This window comes from Brevundimonas sp. FG8 (assembly GCF_057808845.1).
Genome location: NZ_JBMDIU010000001.1, coordinates 538,260 through 554,154 on the forward strand (window position 1 = coordinate 538,260; position 15,895 = coordinate 554,154).

The window sequence follows — 15,895 nt, forward strand, 5'->3', positions numbered from 1 at the left end:
GTTCGGCCTTATATCATCCGCTACGAGATCGCCGATGAAGAGGTTCGCATCCTCACGATCCGGCACTCCGCGCGGCAGCCTGAACAAGAGCCGCCTCCCCCCACGCGAGCATCATAAGCAGCGTAGCTATACGGACTTATGCCTAACCGCTGATTAGTCGGGTTTTCAGAGAGCGATGGCATTTGGGATGTCTCCCCCTTTCTCTGCCCCGGATCGCCCCATGAAAGCCCTGACGATCGGCAAACGCATCAGCCTGCTGACCCTGCTCGCTGTGGCGGGGCTTTTGATCGTGCTGGGGCTGTCGTTGATGCAGCTGAACAGCACGCTGCGCGGCGAGGTCGCGGACCGAACCCGCAAGACGGTGGAGGTCGCCCACAGCGTGGTGGCCCACTATCACGCCCAGCAGACCGCCGGTTTGATGACCGAGGCCCAGGCCCAGGAGGCCGCCAAGGCCACCCTCAAGAGCCTCCGCTATGGCGGCGAGGACTATTTCTGGATCAACGACATGCATCCCAACATGGTGATGCACCCGACCAATCCGAAACTGGACGGCACGGACATCAGCGCCAACACCGACGCCGACGGCGTACGGATGTTCCAGAAGATGGTCCAGGTGGTCCGCGCCGACGGCGAGGGCTTTGTCTCGTATCAGTGGAACAAGCCCGGCGAAGAGCAGGCCTCGCCGAAGATTTCGTTCGTGAAGGGCTTCGCGCCGTGGGGCTGGGTGATCGGCTCGGGCGTCTATACCGACGAGATCATCGGTCTGGTGGCCAAGGCGGCGCTGGGACTGGGCGCTATGGCGCTGCTGGTGATCGCGGCCATGGGTGTGGGCGGCGTGCTGATCGGCCGTTCCGTCTCGCGCCCGGTCGTGGCCCTGTCGACGCGGATGCGCGCGCTGGCCGCCGGGGACAAGACCTCGGACATTCCGGGCCTGCAACGTCGTGATGAAGTGGGCCAGATGGCCGCGGCGCTGGAGGTCTTCCGCGAGGCCGCGATCACCGCGGATCGTCTGGAGGCCGAGGCCGTCGCCAACCGCAGCGCCACCGAGGCGGAGCGGGCGAAGAACCAGCAGATGACCGAAGCCGCCGCGCGCGAACAGGCGGTGGTCGTGGCGGCTCTGGGCGAAGGCCTGGACCACCTGATGCGGGGCGACCTGACCTACAGCCTGACCCAGACCTTCCCGCCGCACTACGCGAAGCTGCAGAACGACTTCAATGCCGCCATCGCCCAGTTGAAGACGGCCATGTCGGCGGTGGTGACCAATGTCTCGGCGATCCGTTCGGGCTCTGGCGAGATCAGCATCGCGGCGGACGACCTGTCGCGCCGTACTGAACAGCAGGCCGCCTCGCTGGAGGAGACCGCCGCCGCGCTGGACGAGATCACCGCCACGGTGAACCGCACCGCCGCCGGCGCCCGTCAGGCCTCGCAGACCGTGCAGGCGGCGAAGGATGACGCCGAGACCAGCGGCAATGTCGTGCGCGACGCGGTCGGCGCGATGGGCGCGATTGAAAAGTCCTCGCAGGAGATCAGCCAGATCATCGGCGTGATCGACGAAATCGCGTTCCAGACCAATCTGCTGGCCCTTAACGCAGGCGTTGAGGCGGCGCGGGCGGGCGACGCCGGGCGTGGTTTCGCGGTGGTGGCCTCGGAAGTCCGGGCTCTGGCCCAGCGGTCGGCGGACGCGGCCAAGGAGATCAAGACGCTGATCTCGGCCTCGACCCAGCAGGTGAACGCGGGCGTCAATCTGGTCGGCCAGACCGGCGAGGCCCTGCAACGGATCGTCAGCCGAGTGGCCGAGATTGACGGACTGGTGTCCGAGATCGCCGCCTCGGCGCTGGAGCAGGCCACGGGTCTGCAACAGGTCAATACGGCCGTGAACCAGATGGATCAGGTGACTCAGCAAAATGCTGCGATGGTCGAGGAATCGACCGCCGCCAGCCATTCGTTGTCGCAGGAGGCCGAGGTGCTGGCCGGGTCCGTGTCACAGTTCAAGATCGGCGGACCGCAGGCCCCGTCACGCGCTCCGGCCGCTCGCCCGGCCCCCGCGCGTCACGCGCCGGTCCCGCAGATGCGGACCGTTGGACACGGCGGTGCGGCGCCGCAGTCTCACCCGGCCGAGGACGGCTGGGAGGAGTTTTGAAGTCCCACTACGGACTGAAGCGAAGTGAAGGGCCGGGTTGGACGATGTCCGACCCGGCCTTTTGCTGTCAGGCCCAGGCGAACAGCAGGCGGCCGTCGCCCATGCGCTCGCGCAGGCGGGGCAGGTCGGTGTGGGCGACCGAGAAGCAGCCGTAGCTGCGGCCCAGCTTGCCCTCGCGGGCCAGGAAGTCCGGATCGGCGTAGTCGGCGCCGTGGACGATGATGGCGCGCTCGCGGGCGTTGTTGTTGGTGTACTCCAGCCCGTCCAGCAGGACGTTCGGGCCCTGCTGGGCGCCCCAGCCGGCGCCGGCGGTGGCGAAGGCGCCGACCGAGGACTTGTAGCTTTCCGGGGTGTTGGAGAAGGTCCGGGCATAGCCGGAGTGGTCCGGGTCCGAGCCGCGGCCATGGCAGGTGCGCATCAGGGTGACGGCGCCGCCCTCGAGATCGACCTCATACAGGCGCTCGTCGCCCGAGAATTTGGTGAAGTCGACCAGATACATGCGGTCGCGCCTGGTGATCTTGTGGCCGTGGATGTCCATGGCGGCCAGGGCGCGTTCCATAAGTTCGGGGCGAACCTGACCGCGCGGATCGAGCAGACGGGTGGAGTTCAGCTGGGCCGTGATGGCCTCGGGCTCCGCGGCGCCGACGACGATCCGGGGCGCCGGGACCTGCGCGAGCTGCGCGGAGGTCTGGGGCAGGAGGGCAGCCGTCGGCCGGGTCGCCGCCGCCGAGGCGCAGCCCGAAAGGAGAGCAGCGCCGCCCAGAATGAATCCACGTCTTGCCAGCCGCATGCGACGCCCCTCGCACGTTTCACAGGAAGCGACAGTTTGTTTCAAAGCGGACAGGAATGGCAACCTCAGCCTTGGCGTCCGGTGGTGGACAGGGCGGGTGATCCGGGGACGGATCCCGAAATCGGGCGCCGGGGCGGTCGCGGACGGTCACACATGAGGCCTCAAGCCTTGCCGCTCAAAGCCCCACGACGAGGGTGCTTTATCCTTGCGGGGGAACGGCGTTCCCCTAACTGCGGCGGCTTTGCGCGATCAGATCACGCAAATTGTGCGCTGCGATAAAACTCTCGTGATCAGAGGGAACCGAGCAAGGACCGGAACCCCGTCTCGTCCTCGAAGGTCGCCTTGACCGGCCAACTGACCACGCGCGCGCGCCATTCGGGGGGCAGGCGGGACCAGTCCTTTTCGGTGGTGACGAGGGTGGCGCCGAAGGTTTCCGCCCGGTCGGCGAGGAAGCGCAGGTCTTCCTCCTTGAAGGCGGCGTGATCCGGGAAGGGGGCGAAGTCGGCCAGTTCGCCGCCCGCGGCCTTCAGCGAGCGTTCGACCTTCCACGGCTTGGCGATGCCGGCGAAACCGAGCAGCGGGCCTGATGGCGGCGGACCGGCGGGCTCCAGCCGGGCGATGAAGACGGGCAGGGCGCCGAAGGTCTCCACCAGTTCCGGATCAGGCTCGGCCAGATCGGACGGCATCAGGATGACCACGGCGTCGGCGCGAGCCAGCCCGGCCTTCAGCGGTTCGCGCATGGGGCCGGAGGGGAAGACGGAGCCGTCGCCGAAGGGCCATTCTTCATCGCGCGTCTCGCCGTCCACGACGATCAGGCTGAGGGTCTTCTTCAGGGCCGGATTCTGATGACCGTCGTCCAGCACCAGCGCCTGCGCGCCAGAGGCGGCGGCGGCCTTCGCTCCGGCCACACGGTCACGGGAAATCCACGCCGGGCTGTCCAGCGCCAGCATCAGGGGTTCGTCACCCACATCGGCGGCGGTGTGGGTGGTCAGGTCGACACGGACGGGGCCTTCCAACTTGCCGCCGTAGCCGCGCGACAGGGCCTGGGCGTCGACGCCGGAGGCGCGCAGCAGACGCAGGACCTCGCGCGCGATGGGCGTCTTGCCCGATCCGCCCACGGTCAGATTGCCGATGGAGATGATCGGCACGCCGGGATCAACCGGCGTCGCCTTCGCGATCCGGTTGGCCGTGACGCCTGCCCAGATCCACGAGACGGGTTTGAGCAGCATCCGCGTCATGGCCGCGTGCTTGCGGTCGCGCAGGTACCACCATCTGGGGGTGCTGAGGCTCATCGGCGTTTCCGGGGCGCGGGCGGCAGCAGGGGATGCAGGCTGTCGATGAGCCGCTCCAGACCCGAGCCGGCCTCGGCGGCGGCCCGGCGGCCGCGTTCCCCCATGGCGCGGGCGGCCTTGTCATCGGCCAGCAGGGGCGTGAGAGCGCCCGGCAGGTCCCACGGGGCGGCGACGATCTGGAGACCGCCCGCCTCGACCAACGCCTCTGTGACAGCGGCCCAGTTGGTCATGTCCGGCCCGGTGATGGCGGGCTTGCCCAGACGCGCGGGCTCCAGCGGGTTGTGACCGCCGACCGGGGGCTTCTCCAGCGCCGCCGAGAAGCTGCCGCCCATGACGACGACGTCGGCCAGTCGCAGGAACAGACCCATCTCGCCAAGGGTGTCGGCGACGTAGAGGTCGGTGTCGTTGTCCGGCTGACGGCCCTGGGAGCGCAGGGCGAAGCGGTAGCCGTCCCGGGTCAGGGCGGCGGCGATGGCGGCGCTGCGTTCCGGGTGGCGGGGGATCAGGATCAGGCAGAGGCGGTCGGTCAGCTTGTCCAGCGCGCGGACGATGGCGATTTCCTCGCCGTCGTGGGTGCTGGCGGCCACGACCACGGGCCGGTCGCCGATGGCGGCGCTGAGCCTGGTGAAGGCCGCGCCGTCATGCGGCGGGGCCTCGCCCGCCAGCTTCAGGTTCACATGGCCGTCGATCCGGGCGCCGAGGCTTTCCAGCCGGTCGGCGGACACGCCGTCCTGCGGCAGGACCACGTCGAAGGCCGACAGGATTTCACGCGCCGCGCCGGGGAAGCGCCGCCAGCCGGCGACGGTCTTTTCGGTGATGCGGGCGCTGGCCAACACCAGCTTCACCCCGCGACGACGCGACTCCAGGATCAGGTTCGGCCACAGCTCGCTTTCGACGAAGATTCCGACGACAGGCTTCCATTTCGTCAGGAAGGCGTCGACGGCGCCGGGGGCGTCGACGGGAGCAAACTGGTGGATCACGCCCTCGGGCAGGCGGCGGGCCAGCAGGTTGGCGGACGTCAGCGTACCGGAGGTGACGAGGATGTTCAGGTCCGGACGGACGGCGCGCAGCCGCTCGACCACGGGCAAAAGCGACAGGGTCTCGCCGACGCTGACGCCGTGCAGCCAGACGACCTCTCCGTCCGGGCGGGGGACGCGTGTGGTCCCCAGCCGTTCATCGACGCGAACGGGGTCTTCCTTGCCCTTCTTCGCCCGACCGTCGAGCAGGCGGGGGGCCAGAGGCTCCAGCATCCGGGTCAGGAGCCGGTAGAGGATCAGGGCGGGGCTCAAGGTCAGACCCGCTTCAGGCCGGTGATGGCGTCGGCCTCGGCCTCCACCGCATTGAGACGCTCGGTCCAGGCGGCGACGACGTCGGCCATTTCGGCGCCTTCGGGATAGTCAGCCACGTCCCAGACAATGGCGCCCTTGCCGAAGGGCAGGGGCAGGACGGCCTTGTCCCAGCTGTTCAGGCGGATGGCCGGATTGCAGCTCAGGCCGATGAACAGGGCGGGGGCGCCCGAAATCTTCGCCAGCATGGGCAGGCCCTCGGCCATCTGGCGGGCGGGGCCGCGCGGGCCGTCAGGGGTGATGGCCAGACCGCCGACCTTCAGCTGCTTCAGCCCGTCGCGCAGGGCCTGTGTTCCGCCCTTGGCCGCCTTGGCCTTGTCCTTGTTGGTCGAGGAGCCGCGCACGGCGGGGAAGCCCTGACGGGCGACGGCCTTGGCGATGAACTCTCCATCCGCGCTGAGCGAGATCAGGGCCTTGGCGGGCGTGGCGCGATCCAGCGGCCAGCAGGCGGGGCTGAGGCCGATGCGCGAGTGCCAGAAGACGGCCAGCACGCCGCCGCCCTGTTTCCAGACCGCCTCGGCCGCGCCCTCGTTCTGATGGGTCCAGCGGATGGTGGCGAAGCAGAAGCGCATCCATGCGGCGAGCACCCACGCCAGGGTGTTCTGGATGAAAGGAATGCGCAGGGGTCTCATGAAAGCCCTCCCCTCGAGGGGGAGGGTTGGGTGCGGTGGGGGCAGGTCATTGCAAGGCGAGCCATAAAGGCTCCGTCGTCTCGCGCGCCATACTCCGTGACAGTGTGCCGCCACCCTATCCCCCGGCTCCTTCCCCCTCGAGGGGAAGGGGAGATGTTCGACGCGACACTCACGACACCACCTCGACCGGATCACCGTCGAGCGACTGCTGCCTGGCCAGACGGGCGTAGAGGCCGCCCTTCTTCACGAGGGCCGAATGGGAGCCCTTTTCGACCACCTTGCCCGCCTCGATCACATAGATGCGGTCGGCGTTGCGGACGGTGGACAGGCGGTGGGCGATCATCAGGGTGGCGCGGCCCTCCATCAGACGCTCCAGCGCGGCCTGAACGAGGGTCTCGCTTTCTGTATCGAGGGCGCTGGTGGCCTCGTCCAGCAGCAGGATCGGCGCGTCCTTCACGAAGGCGCGGGCGATGGCGATGCGCTGGCGCTGGCCGCCGGACAGGCGCAGGCCCGCTTCGCCCGCGCGGGTCTGGTAGCCTTCGGGAAGGGCGGTGATGAAGTCGTGGGCGGCGGCGCTGGCGGCGGCGGCCTCGATCTCGGCCTGGGTGGCGCCGGGGCGGCCATAGGCGATGTTGGCGGCGATGGTGTCGTCGAACAGGAAGGGCTCCTGCGTCACCAGCGCGATGCGGCTGCGCAGGTCGTGCAGCTTCAGCTCGCGGATGTCCCGACCGTTCAGGGTCACGGCGCCGGCGGTCACGTCATAGAAGCGGGGCAGCAGGGACAGGATGGTGGACTTGCCGCCGCCGGAGGGGCCCACGAGGGCTATGGTCTCGCCCGGCTTCACGGTCAGGGAGACGTCCGACAGGGTCGGGGCGCCGCCCTCGGCCGCCGGGGCGTAGGCGAAGCTGACGTGGTCCAGCGCCACGGTGACCGGCCCGGCGGGCAGGTCGGCGGCGTCGGGCGCCTCGCGGATTTCCGGCTGGATGTCGAGCGAGCCGAACAGACGACGCGCGGCGGTCAGGCCCTCGGTCATCACGGTCTGGAGGTTGGTGACCTGACGCAGCGACTGGCCCGCCGACATCAGCAGGCCGATGTAGGCGGCGAAGGCGCCGACGCTCATCTGGCCCTGACGCGCCTGCCAGCCCGCATAGGCCATGACGGCGGCGACCACGATCATGGCGACCAGATTGGAGAAGGGACCGGCGAAGGCGCGGCTGTCGGCGGACTTGATGACGTGACGCTGGCGGCGGGCGACGACCTCGCCGACGCGGGCTTCCTCGGCCGCCTCCCGGTTCTCGATCTTGATCAGGCGGACGCCGTCGAGGTTCTCCATCAGGGCGGTCGACAGGTTGCCGGTCTCGACCATGGCGCCGGTGGTGGCCTTGCGCATCCGCTTGCCGAAGCGTTGAAGGACGTAAGCGATCAGGGGCGCGCCCAGCAGGACGATCAGGGTCAGCTTCCAGTCCGACCACGCCATGTAGGCGATGACCGCGATCAGGGTCAGGCTGTGCTGGGTGTAGTTGACCACGCCGTTGGTGAAGGCCTCGCGCACCAGATTGGCGTCGAACAGGACCGAGGCGACGAATCCGCCCGAATGCTGGCTGCGCAGGCGGGCCAGATCGGCGCGGATCATCGAGCCGAACAGCTTGACCTGAATGTCGCCGACGATGCCGTGGCCCAACCGGTTGACCAGCGCCGCCTGACCCAGCGCCGCGATGGTCCAGATCACCCCGGCCCCGACGATGATGGCGGGAATGCCGATCAGGGCATGCTCGGGCTGAATGGTGATGACGCGCCAGATGGTGACCGGCTTGCCCAGGAACAGGCCGTCGATGGCGGGTTGCAGCAGTTGCAGCACGGTCGCGGCCATGACGCCGACCACGGCGGCGCAGGCGATGGACAGGAACAGCGGCGTCCGGTGGTGCGAAAGATAGTCCCGCCAGATACGCCCCAGCAGCGGGCGCAGGGCTTCCTTCTCATCGTCGGCGGGGGCGGGCGTCGTCATCGCACCGAGGTCGGACGACGGGGGAAGGAAGTCAAGCCGCCTATGACTTGAGTGATGTCCGGGCGTCCTCGTCGGTGATCAGAATAACGCCTTCCGCGCCCTCGATGCGTTCGGCGGGCGCGACGGTGGGATTGGAAGGATAGCGTGAACCGTCGAACTTGAGCCGGGCTTCATAGCCGTTGATGAGTCCGCCGCCGCCGACACGCACACCGATGTCTGGCAAGCCGTTTGTTCGGGTTGAAAGCACCCGGACAGGGGCGCGAGTGACCGACGTGTCGCCCAGCACCGCATAGGTTCCGCCGGTCTTGCGCAGGATCAGCAGTTTGCAGCCTCCGCTGCCGCAGAATTCCGGTCCGACCAGATAGACCAGTGTCAGGGCCTGCTCGCCTTCGCCCACCTCGCGCGCGACGTACCCGAGCGGCGCCATCGCATCGGCCGTCCGCTCTTGCAGAAACGCCGTGAGAGCCGGGTCGGCGCCCGGTGCGGGCGTTGCGGCAGGCGCGGGGCGCTGCAGGTCAGCTGCGGAGCTTGCCTCGGTCGGCGTCCCCGTCCCGGCGCCGGGCCGGCAACCCACGATCAGAAGGGCCGTGGCGACAAGGGTGACAGCTTTCATGGCGGCTCTCCTGTGGTCGGTAGCGTAGACTCAAACCGCCAGATGACGATTGGCTCCAGACCCTCTATCTCCACACTCATGTCGTCCTACGATCTCTCCACCCGCGCCGGCCGCTTCAAGGCGCGCTGGGACTATGTCTGGAAGGACCACGCCTTCCTGCGGCGGTGGTTCATGAACGCCCACTGGCTGGGGCCGGATCTGGTGCGGACGAACCAGCCGTCACCGCGACAGCTGGCCTACTGGAAATCGCAGGGGATCAAGACGGTCATCAACCTGCGCGGGGCGCGGGATGAGGCCTATTATGCGCTGGAGAAGGATGCGTGCGAGCGGCTGGGCCTGACCCTGATCGACGCGCCGCTGGACAGCCGCGATCCGCCGCAGACGGATCGCATCCACCGGGCGAAGCGGCTGTTCGAGACGATCGAATATCCGGTGCTGATCCACTGCAAGTCGGGCGCGGACCGGGCGGGGATGATGGCGGTCTTCTATCGCCACTTCCATCTGGGCGAGCCGATCAGCGAGGCCATCGGCCAGCTGTCGAAGAAATACCTGCACCACCGCGAGGGGCTGACGGGGGTGCTGGACTATACGCTGGAGAAGTATCTGAAGGAGGTGGAGCCGACGGGCGTCAGCTTCCTCGATTGGGTCGACAGCCCGGCCTATGATCCGAAGGCGATACGAGCCGAGTTCAAGGGGCAGTGGTGGGGCACCCTGCTGACGGAAAAACTGCTGAAGCGGGAGTAGGGCTCAGCCCTCCGATCAGCCCCAAGGGCCGCGCGGGCCGTCCGGCGAGGTGGGATTGGATCCGCGCTCCTGCGCCAGTTCGGCCTCGCGGCGAGCCTTGCGCCGGGCTTCCCAGTTCCGGAACCAGCGGGTCCAGGCCATTTCATTGCGCAGGGCCATGACCCAGATCGCCAGAGACATCAGCAGGAAGACCAGCATGCTGATCTCCTCGACGCCGAGGGTGCGGCCAAACAGGGTCATGGCGCGGTCTCCGGTTCCTGAGGCAGGCACAATGCCTGCCCCGGCTTAGTGTTCCGCCGCGTCGCCGCGCGGGTCGATCAGGCGGTGGGCGTGCAGGATGAAGTAGCGCATGTGGGCATTGTCGACCGAAGCCTGGGCCTTGGCCTTCCAAGCCTTGCGCGCTTCCTCATAGTTGGGGAAGGCGCCGACGAACTCGATCTGGCTGACATCGCGGAAGACGGGCGCGTCCAGATGGCGCAGCTCGCCGCCGATGACGATGTGAAGAAGTTGGGCCGGATCGGCGTTCGTGGTCATGTTCTCGTTCCCGGGGGGAGGGCAGTCAGGGGTGTCACCGTCCCACGAGCAGGTTGAGATCACCTGAAGAGACGGATCAGCGGGGCGCGAGCGGAATAGGCCCTGTGCGCTTCAGGATCAACGGGTGGAGGCCCGGAGCGGCGCAGATCAGGCTGGTTTGTCGCGGATCGGGCTGGTTGAACCGCCACGGAAGACCGTGGTGGTCGCTGACCTTGGCGCCGGACTCCTCGGCGATCAGGGCGCCGGCGCAGACGTCCCAGTCCCATTTCGGCGTCAGAGCGATGGCGGCGTCGAAGGCGCCCGCGGCGACCAGGGCCATGCGGTAGGCGAGGGCGTTGCGCTTCTCATAGCGCATGGGCGGCCAGGGCTCGGGCCACAGCGGGCCCTCCATCAACCGGGCGTCGGCCAGCACCGAGGCGTCATCCAGATCGGTGGTGTCGGACGGGGTGATCGCGTGCTCATTCAGGCTGGCCCCGCCGCCGAGTGTGGCGACGAAGGTCTCGTTCAGCATCGGCGCATGAATGACGGCCGCGACCGGGCGGCCGTCCTCGACCACGGCGATAGGGATACACCACCACGGCTTGTCCTTCATGTAGGCAACGGTGCCGTCGATGGGGTCGACCACGAAGATGCGCCGCTTCGTCAGACGCTCGGCGGTGTCGGCGGTTTCCTCGGACAGCCAGCCGTAGTCGGGCCGGGCGGCCAGCAGCCGGTCGCGCAGCAAGGCGTCCACCGCCAGATCGGCGGAGGTGACGGGCGAGCCGCCGGACTTGGACCAGATCTTCAGACCGGCCTCGCGCTCGGACAGGGCCAGTTCGCCGGCGGCGAGGACCGCCTCGCGGATGAGTTCGAGATCGTCCGCGTAATCCGTCATTTGCCCGCGATGGCCACCGCGTCGAACAGCAGGGACGGGCTGTTGAAGCCGCCCCGGAACTCAAGGTCCGAGGCGGGGATCAGACGGGCCCACAAATCCTTCAGATTGCCCGCGACCGTGACTTCACTGACCGGATAGGCGCGCTCACCGTTCTCGAACCAGAAACCCGAGACCCCGGCGGACCAATCGCCCGTGTTGCCGTTCAGCGAGGGGCCGAACATGGAGGTGATCAGCAGGCCGGTCCCGGCGGCGCCCATCAGACCATTCAGGTCCTGCTCGCCGGCTTCGAGGTGCAGGTTGTGCGTTGAGACGCCGGGAGGACCGGCGAGGCCGCGCGAGGCGTGCCCGGTCGAGGCGAGACCCAACTGGGCCGCGCTGGAGCTGTTCATCAGCCAGGTGGTCAGAACGCCGTCCTCGACGATGGATTGCTTCCAGACCGCGACGCCTTCGTCATCGAACGGGGTGGAGCCGAGGCCGCGCGGACGGAAGGGATCGTCGATCAGGTTTACGCCCTTCGGCAGAACAGCTTGGCCGAGCCTGTCCTTCAGGAAGGAGGTGCCGCGGGCGATTGATGCGCCGGAGATGGCGCCCAGCAGGGGCGACAGGACCTGGGTGGCGATGCGGTTCTCGAAGATCACCGGTGCGGTGGTCGAGGCGATCTTGCGCGGGCCGGTGCGTTCGACGGCGCGCTTGCCCGCATAGGCGCCGATGGCTTCGGCGGAGGGCAGGTCGGAGAGGTGGCGCACGGCGCGGTGCTCGCCGCCGCGTTCCATGGCGCCGTCCTTCTCGGCGATGACGCCGACGCCCAGCGAGAAGGCCGAGCCCTGATAGGCGCCGTCGAAGCCGTGCGAGGTGACCAGACGCCAGCGGCTGGACGAGGCGGCGGCATGACCGCCTTCGGACTTCGCGACACCTTCCACGGACAGGGCGGCGGCCTCGGCGGCGGCGGCGGCGGCCTCCAGCTCGGCGGCGCTGCGCTCGGCCGGATCGTAGAGGTCGAGATCGGGGAAGGGGCCCTTGGCCAGACGATCCTGCGGCGCGAGACCGGCCCAGGGGTCTTCCGGGGCGAGACGGGCCATGGCGACCGCGCGTTCGACCAGACGGGCGCGGGTCTTGTCCGACAGGTCCGAGGCCGAGACGGTGGCCTGACGCTTGCCGATGAAGACGCGCAGGCCGAGATCGCGGCTTTCCTCGCGTTCCACATCCTCCAGCGCGCCGTTGCGCACGCCGATGGAGAGGGAGGCGCGTTCGGAGGTCACCGCCTCGGCGGCGTCCGCGCCGGCCTTGAGGGCGGCGGCGATCAGATCGGGCAGGATGTCGGAGGCGGCGGCGTCACGCGGGGAGGTCATGCCCCGATATGGCCGGGCCTCCGTCCGCGCGCAACCGCCGTCAGAAGACGGCGGCGAAGATCAGCAGGCCCGCAGAGCCGATGAAGGTCAGATAGGTCAGGATCATGCCGAGCATCCGGCCGACGGCGGGCTGCTTCTCCTGACCCATGCCCCAGGCGTGCAGGGCTCGGCCGATGAAAAAGGCGCCGCCCACGGCGTGAACGATGGCCGCGCTGTAGAAGACCGCGACCACGGCGAGGGCGATCAGAGCCAGAGGGATATACTCAATGGCGTTGCCGAAGGCGCGGGTGGAGGCGGTCAGGGCGGGATTGCCGCCGTCGCCGACAGAGACCTTCAACTTGCGCCGTCCGGCGCTGATCCGCATCGACAGCCACAGGATGAACAGCAGAGACAGGCCGGTCCAGAGGGCGACGGCGCGGAACGCCTCGGTATGAAAGGCCAGGGCCTGTTCGATGCTCATGGTGTCCCTCCCCGGGGATATGGTCAGTTTTCGCGCGCGATTGGATAGAGCCGGTAGTGATCATCATAGAACGGCGTGCGCTCGTAGAACCACTGCAGGCGGGCGTCGCCGTTGGCGGCGAAGTCGGGCTCGGCTGCCAGCTTGGCCTCGAACTCGGCCTTCAGCGCCGGATCGGCGGCCATCATGCGTTCGGCCAGCGGGGCGATGGCGTAGCCTTCGATGTATTCCACACGGCTGAGGACCTCGGGGAACATGCCCCAGGCGAAGAAGCTTTCGGACGACTGCGGTTCCAGCAGCAGAACGACGATGTCGCCCAGCGGCTGGTCGGTCGGCACGCGGACCGAGCCGGTCGGGAAGGTCCAGTCGCGCTGGAGCGGCGTGACCTGCGTCACGGTCGTCTGGACGTGGCCCTCGTTGGCGCGCGTGGCGAGGCGCGGATCGTTCAGGCGCAGCATCTCGACGGGGACTGTGCGCGGGGCCGAGAGGGGCTCCATGGTCACGCCGTGGATGCGCAGGCGTTCGATGATGTCGGTACGATAGGACGGCACCCAGTAGGCCTCGGGCCGGCGCAGGGTCAGCGTCGGGTGCGAGGAGTAGAAGGGCATCTGCCAGACCTGCGGGTCCGGTTGGCCCAGCCAGCGGATCTCCCGGCGGCCCGAGGCGGGGCTGTCGTAAGTCTCGTAGGTGATGCCCTTGAAGGCGCGCGTCGAGGACGGCTGTTCGTCAGACGCGAAGTTGGCCGGTATCTCGGCGGGACGCAGGGCGCTGTCGGCGGCGATGGCGGTGCGCAGGCCCGCCCCCTCGGTGGCCAGCAGTTTCAGGGTGCGCTCAAGGAAGACATAGGTTCCCAGAACGCGCTGTTCGTGCGGCTTGAGGCTGTGGTTCTCGATCAGGATGGTCGGGACGTGAGCCGCCGAGCCCCAGCCGTTGGAGAACCGCTCGCCCAGCCCGCCGTCGTTCAGGCCCGCGCGCGGGTTCTGGTCGTCGATGCCGAACACCAGTTCGCCGGGGATGTGGCCGCGGGCCTCGAGCGCCGCATTGATCGCGGGCTTGAAGGCGTCGTCCAGCCAGCGGGCCGTGGCGGGCGAGCGGGAATACAGGCCGTTCTCGCCATTGTAGCCGTAGGTGACGTCGTACTGGTAATCCATGCCGTCGGTGACGTGGATGTCGACGTAGAGGTCGGGCCGGTACTTCACGATCAGGCCGCGCACCGCCCGCATCTCGGGCTGGTCCAGCTTCAGGTAGTCGCGGTTGAGGTTCTGGTTGGTCGCCGTGTTGCGCCAGCCCTGAATACGGGGCCCGCGCTGGTTCGGGCGGCTGTAGGCGCTCGCGCGCTCGTGCCCGTCGACGGACAGGATCGGGATCAGGATCAGGTTGACCCGGTCCAGCAGGTCATCCTTGCCGTAGAAGGCGATGTCGCGCAGCAGCATCATGCCCGCGTCCTTGCCGTCGATCTCGCCGGGGTGGATGCCCGCCTGCGCCAGCAGCACCGACTTGGACGGATCGAAGGTCGCGCCGTCCTTCGAGGCGATGACGGCGTAGATCGGGCGGCCCTCGGGCGAGACGCCGAACTGTTCAATGCGGATCAGGTCCGAGGCGGCGTCCAGCCGGTCGAACCACGCGCGGGTGTCAGCATAATCGGGGCTGAAGTCGTGGTCGGGATCAGCCTCGAACGCGGTGACCCACGGGTCGGAGGCGTCGCGCAGCAGGTCGCGGCTGGCGCCGTTCCATTCCGGAGCCGGGGGCAGGAAGGGTTGATCCCACGGCGCGGTGTTGGAAACAGACTGGGCCATGGCGGGACTCGCGAACAGGAGGGCGGCTGCGATCAGAAGGGGCGTGCGCATGGCGCCCTTCCTCGACCAAATGACGGGTTGCCGCAAGCGGGTCAGGCTTAACCGGTGACCCCGAGCGCGGGCGACCAGGCGCCCGAAGCCATCAGGTGGATCGCGGCCTGAGACGCGCTCCACAGGCTGTAGGCGAGCACGATCAGAAGGGCGGCGATGACGACGGGGCGCCATGGCGCGAACGCCGCGACGGCGGTGGTGCTGAAGAATATGCCGAAGCCCACCCACAGGCGGACGGTGGACAGGGCGGCGAAGCCCGTGTTGACGCTCATCAGTCCGAGGAACAGCAGGCCGACGCAGAGGTTGGCGGTCATGATGCAGCCGAACACCAGCCTGCGGTGCTTCCAGAAATGCTGGTCGAGATCTATCCGGCCGTGTTGGCCCTCGGCCGTAAGGCGCGGGAAGGTCACGCTGGCGGCGACATAGAAGGTGGAGGCGATGATCAGCCCGACGATCAGCAAGGCCGAATTGAACGGCGCGCCGCGGAAGATCACCCAGGCCTGGTTCCAGAAGGTGACGACATCCAGCGCGACGAAGGCCGCCAGCACGGGGGTCAGCCAGCCGAAGCGAACACGCTCCTTCTCATGCAGCACGCGGGCGAAACCGCCGACGAGTTCGGCAACGCACAGGCCCAGCAGAAGGCCGTAGAAGCTGAAGAAGAACTCGAACGCGCTCATGGCCCCACCCTTGTTCCGGGCAACCTATGCCTTGGGGCGCCGTCCGTCACCCTCTCCGCCCCCGCAAACGCAAACAGCCGGCGCCGCTCCCGGAGCAGGGGCGACGCCGGCTGTTAAAAAGCCGGATTGGCCTTGCGCCGTCAGGCGCCGCGCTTGGCGACCAGGCGGTCGACGGTGGCCTGGGCCTCGTTGCGACGGGTGGTGTGCCCGGCGATCTCGGCGCGTTGGGCGGCGCTGAGGCCACCGGCGGCGGCGCCCTGCTCCTGGATCGCTTCGATCTGGGCGTTCAGGTCGGCGACGGTGTCCTGGGCGTCCCAAAGCTGCTGTTGTTCAGCGGGGGTGAGGCGCGGCGGCTGCACGCGACGCGGACGCGAGGCGCCGCGGGCCGAATTGCGACCGGTCAGGACCTGCGCGTCGGAAATGGTCGGAATGCTGATCACCGGCATGGCGGTGGCGACGGCGAGAACGGCGATGAGTGCGCGCATGAGGGGCTCCGTGTCCAAGCGAAGCCCGGACGTTAGATTACAAGACTGTCATTTGGGAAGCGTTTTTCTGACACAGATGTTGCACTGCATCGTGAACAGCGGCGCCGGGA

General features: G+C 68.4%; 16 protein-coding genes. 2 read left to right on the forward strand and 14 right to left on the reverse strand.

Going from position 1 to position 15,895, the window contains the following annotated elements:
• Positions 1 to 220 precede the first annotated feature (220 nt).
• Positions 221 to 2,140, forward strand: coding sequence for a methyl-accepting chemotaxis protein (locus ACODRV_RS02555; protein ID WP_488907297.1), 1,920 nt, complete (start codon positions 221 to 223; stop codon positions 2,138 to 2,140).
• A 67-nt stretch (positions 2,141 to 2,207) separates the two neighbouring features.
• Here ACODRV_RS02555 and ACODRV_RS02560 read toward each other — a convergent pair whose 3' ends face one another.
• From ACODRV_RS02560 to ACODRV_RS02585, 6 genes are all read right to left on the reverse strand, one after another.
• On the reverse strand, positions 2,208 to 2,930 hold the full coding sequence (locus tag ACODRV_RS02560; protein ID WP_488907298.1) for a murein L,D-transpeptidase catalytic domain family protein: 723 nt from the start codon (positions 2,928 to 2,930) through the stop codon (positions 2,208 to 2,210).
• Positions 2,931 to 3,220: 290 nt separating this feature from the next.
• On the reverse strand, positions 3,221 to 4,222 hold the full coding sequence (gene lpxK, locus ACODRV_RS02565) for a tetraacyldisaccharide 4'-kinase (protein WP_488907299.1): 1,002 nt from the start codon (positions 4,220 to 4,222) through the stop codon (positions 3,221 to 3,223).
• A complete protein-coding gene (locus ACODRV_RS02570; protein ID WP_488907300.1) occupies positions 4,219 to 5,511 on the reverse strand; it encodes a 3-deoxy-D-manno-octulosonic acid transferase in 1,293 nt (430 codons plus the stop codon). The genes lpxK and ACODRV_RS02570 overlap by 4 nt, the downstream gene beginning before the upstream one ends.
• 2 nt (positions 5,512 to 5,513) lie before the next feature.
• The gene (locus ACODRV_RS02575; protein ID WP_488907301.1) at positions 5,514 to 6,200 is read right to left on the reverse strand and encodes a lysophospholipid acyltransferase family protein; all 687 of its coding nucleotides are present in this window, start codon (positions 6,198 to 6,200) and stop codon (positions 5,514 to 5,516) included.
• 169 nt (positions 6,201 to 6,369) lie between these two features.
• Entirely contained in the window at positions 6,370 to 8,205 is a 1,836-nt protein-coding gene (locus tag ACODRV_RS02580) for an ABC transporter ATP-binding protein (protein ID WP_488907302.1), read from the reverse strand.
• Positions 8,206 to 8,245: 40 nt separating this feature from the next.
• A complete protein-coding gene (locus ACODRV_RS02585) occupies positions 8,246 to 8,818 on the reverse strand; it encodes a hypothetical protein (RefSeq protein ID WP_141626107.1) in 573 nt (190 codons plus the stop codon).
• A 78-nt stretch (positions 8,819 to 8,896) separates the two neighbouring features.
• Here ACODRV_RS02585 and ACODRV_RS02590 point away from each other — a divergent pair, with 78 nt between their 5' ends.
• On the forward strand, positions 8,897 to 9,562 hold the full coding sequence (locus ACODRV_RS02590) for a fused DSP-PTPase phosphatase/NAD kinase-like protein (RefSeq protein WP_141626108.1): 666 nt from the start codon (positions 8,897 to 8,899) through the stop codon (positions 9,560 to 9,562).
• 15 nt (positions 9,563 to 9,577) lie between these two features.
• Here the strand turns inward: ACODRV_RS02590 and ACODRV_RS02595 are convergent, their stop codons facing one another.
• The 8 genes from ACODRV_RS02595 to ACODRV_RS02630 form a co-directional block, all read right to left on the reverse strand.
• Positions 9,578 to 9,802, reverse strand: coding sequence for a hypothetical protein (locus tag ACODRV_RS02595; RefSeq protein WP_141626109.1), 225 nt, complete (start codon positions 9,800 to 9,802; stop codon positions 9,578 to 9,580).
• Positions 9,803 to 9,847: 45 nt separating this feature from the next.
• Positions 9,848 to 10,096, reverse strand: a complete 249-nt coding sequence (locus ACODRV_RS02600; RefSeq protein WP_141626110.1) for a DUF4170 domain-containing protein — start codon at positions 10,094 to 10,096, stop codon at positions 9,848 to 9,850.
• A 76-nt stretch (positions 10,097 to 10,172) separates the two neighbouring features.
• Complete coding sequence (locus tag ACODRV_RS02605; protein WP_141626111.1) at positions 10,173 to 10,970, reverse strand: 3'(2'),5'-bisphosphate nucleotidase CysQ; 798 nt, start codon at positions 10,968 to 10,970, stop codon at positions 10,173 to 10,175.
• Positions 10,967 to 12,319 (reverse strand): TldD/PmbA family protein, encoded by a 1,353-nt coding sequence (locus ACODRV_RS02610; protein WP_488907303.1) that lies wholly within the window; start codon positions 12,317 to 12,319, stop codon positions 10,967 to 10,969. Before ACODRV_RS02610 ends, ACODRV_RS02605 begins: the two co-directional genes overlap by 4 nt.
• A 40-nt stretch (positions 12,320 to 12,359) precedes the next feature.
• Positions 12,360 to 12,779 (reverse strand): MAPEG family protein, encoded by a 420-nt coding sequence (locus tag ACODRV_RS02615; RefSeq protein WP_488907304.1) that lies wholly within the window; start codon positions 12,777 to 12,779, stop codon positions 12,360 to 12,362.
• 23 nt (positions 12,780 to 12,802) lie between these two features.
• Entirely contained in the window at positions 12,803 to 14,623 is a 1,821-nt protein-coding gene (locus ACODRV_RS02620; protein ID WP_488907305.1) for a M14 family metallopeptidase, read from the reverse strand.
• Positions 14,624 to 14,670: 47 nt separating this feature from the next.
• A complete protein-coding gene (locus ACODRV_RS02625; protein WP_141626115.1) occupies positions 14,671 to 15,300 on the reverse strand; it encodes a hypothetical protein in 630 nt (209 codons plus the stop codon).
• A gap of 140 nt (positions 15,301 to 15,440) precedes the next feature.
• Positions 15,441 to 15,785 (reverse strand): hypothetical protein, encoded by a 345-nt coding sequence (locus tag ACODRV_RS02630; RefSeq protein ID WP_141626116.1) that lies wholly within the window; start codon positions 15,783 to 15,785, stop codon positions 15,441 to 15,443.
• Positions 15,786 to 15,895: the final 110 nt, after the last annotated feature.

What these genes read in the sequence shown, in the direction of transcription:
- ACODRV_RS02555 (WP_488907297.1), top strand. Translation starts at nt 221, where the DNA reads ATGAAAGCCCTGACGATCGGCAAACGCATCAGCCTGCTGACCCTGCTC.
- ACODRV_RS02560 (WP_488907298.1), bottom strand. Translation starts at nt 2,930, where the DNA reads ATGCGGCTGGCAAGACGTGGATTCATTCTGGGCGGCGCTGCTCTCCTT.
- lpxK (WP_488907299.1), bottom strand. Translation starts at nt 4,222, where the DNA reads ATGAGCCTCAGCACCCCCAGATGGTGGTACCTGCGCGACCGCAAGCAC.
- ACODRV_RS02575 (WP_488907301.1), bottom strand. Translation starts at nt 6,200, where the DNA reads ATGAGACCCCTGCGCATTCCTTTCATCCAGAACACCCTGGCGTGGGTG.
- ACODRV_RS02580 (WP_488907302.1), bottom strand. Translation starts at nt 8,205, where the DNA reads ATGACGACGCCCGCCCCCGCCGACGATGAGAAGGAAGCCCTGCGCCCG.
- ACODRV_RS02585 (WP_141626107.1), bottom strand. Translation starts at nt 8,818, where the DNA reads ATGAAAGCTGTCACCCTTGTCGCCACGGCCCTTCTGATCGTGGGTTGC.
- ACODRV_RS02590 (WP_141626108.1), top strand. Translation starts at nt 8,897, where the DNA reads ATGTCGTCCTACGATCTCTCCACCCGCGCCGGCCGCTTCAAGGCGCGC.
- ACODRV_RS02595 (WP_141626109.1), bottom strand. Translation starts at nt 9,802, where the DNA reads ATGACCCTGTTTGGCCGCACCCTCGGCGTCGAGGAGATCAGCATGCTG.
- ACODRV_RS02600 (WP_141626110.1), bottom strand. Translation starts at nt 10,096, where the DNA reads ATGACCACGAACGCCGATCCGGCCCAACTTCTTCACATCGTCATCGGC.
- ACODRV_RS02605 (WP_141626111.1), bottom strand. Translation starts at nt 10,970, where the DNA reads ATGACGGATTACGCGGACGATCTCGAACTCATCCGCGAGGCGGTCCTC.
- ACODRV_RS02610 (WP_488907303.1), bottom strand. Translation starts at nt 12,319, where the DNA reads ATGACCTCCCCGCGTGACGCCGCCGCCTCCGACATCCTGCCCGATCTG.
- ACODRV_RS02615 (WP_488907304.1), bottom strand. Translation starts at nt 12,779, where the DNA reads ATGAGCATCGAACAGGCCCTGGCCTTTCATACCGAGGCGTTCCGCGCC.
- ACODRV_RS02620 (WP_488907305.1), bottom strand. Translation starts at nt 14,623, where the DNA reads ATGCGCACGCCCCTTCTGATCGCAGCCGCCCTCCTGTTCGCGAGTCCC.
- ACODRV_RS02625 (WP_141626115.1), bottom strand. Translation starts at nt 15,300, where the DNA reads ATGAGCGCGTTCGAGTTCTTCTTCAGCTTCTACGGCCTTCTGCTGGGC.
- ACODRV_RS02630 (WP_141626116.1), bottom strand. Translation starts at nt 15,785, where the DNA reads ATGCGCGCACTCATCGCCGTTCTCGCCGTCGCCACCGCCATGCCGGTG.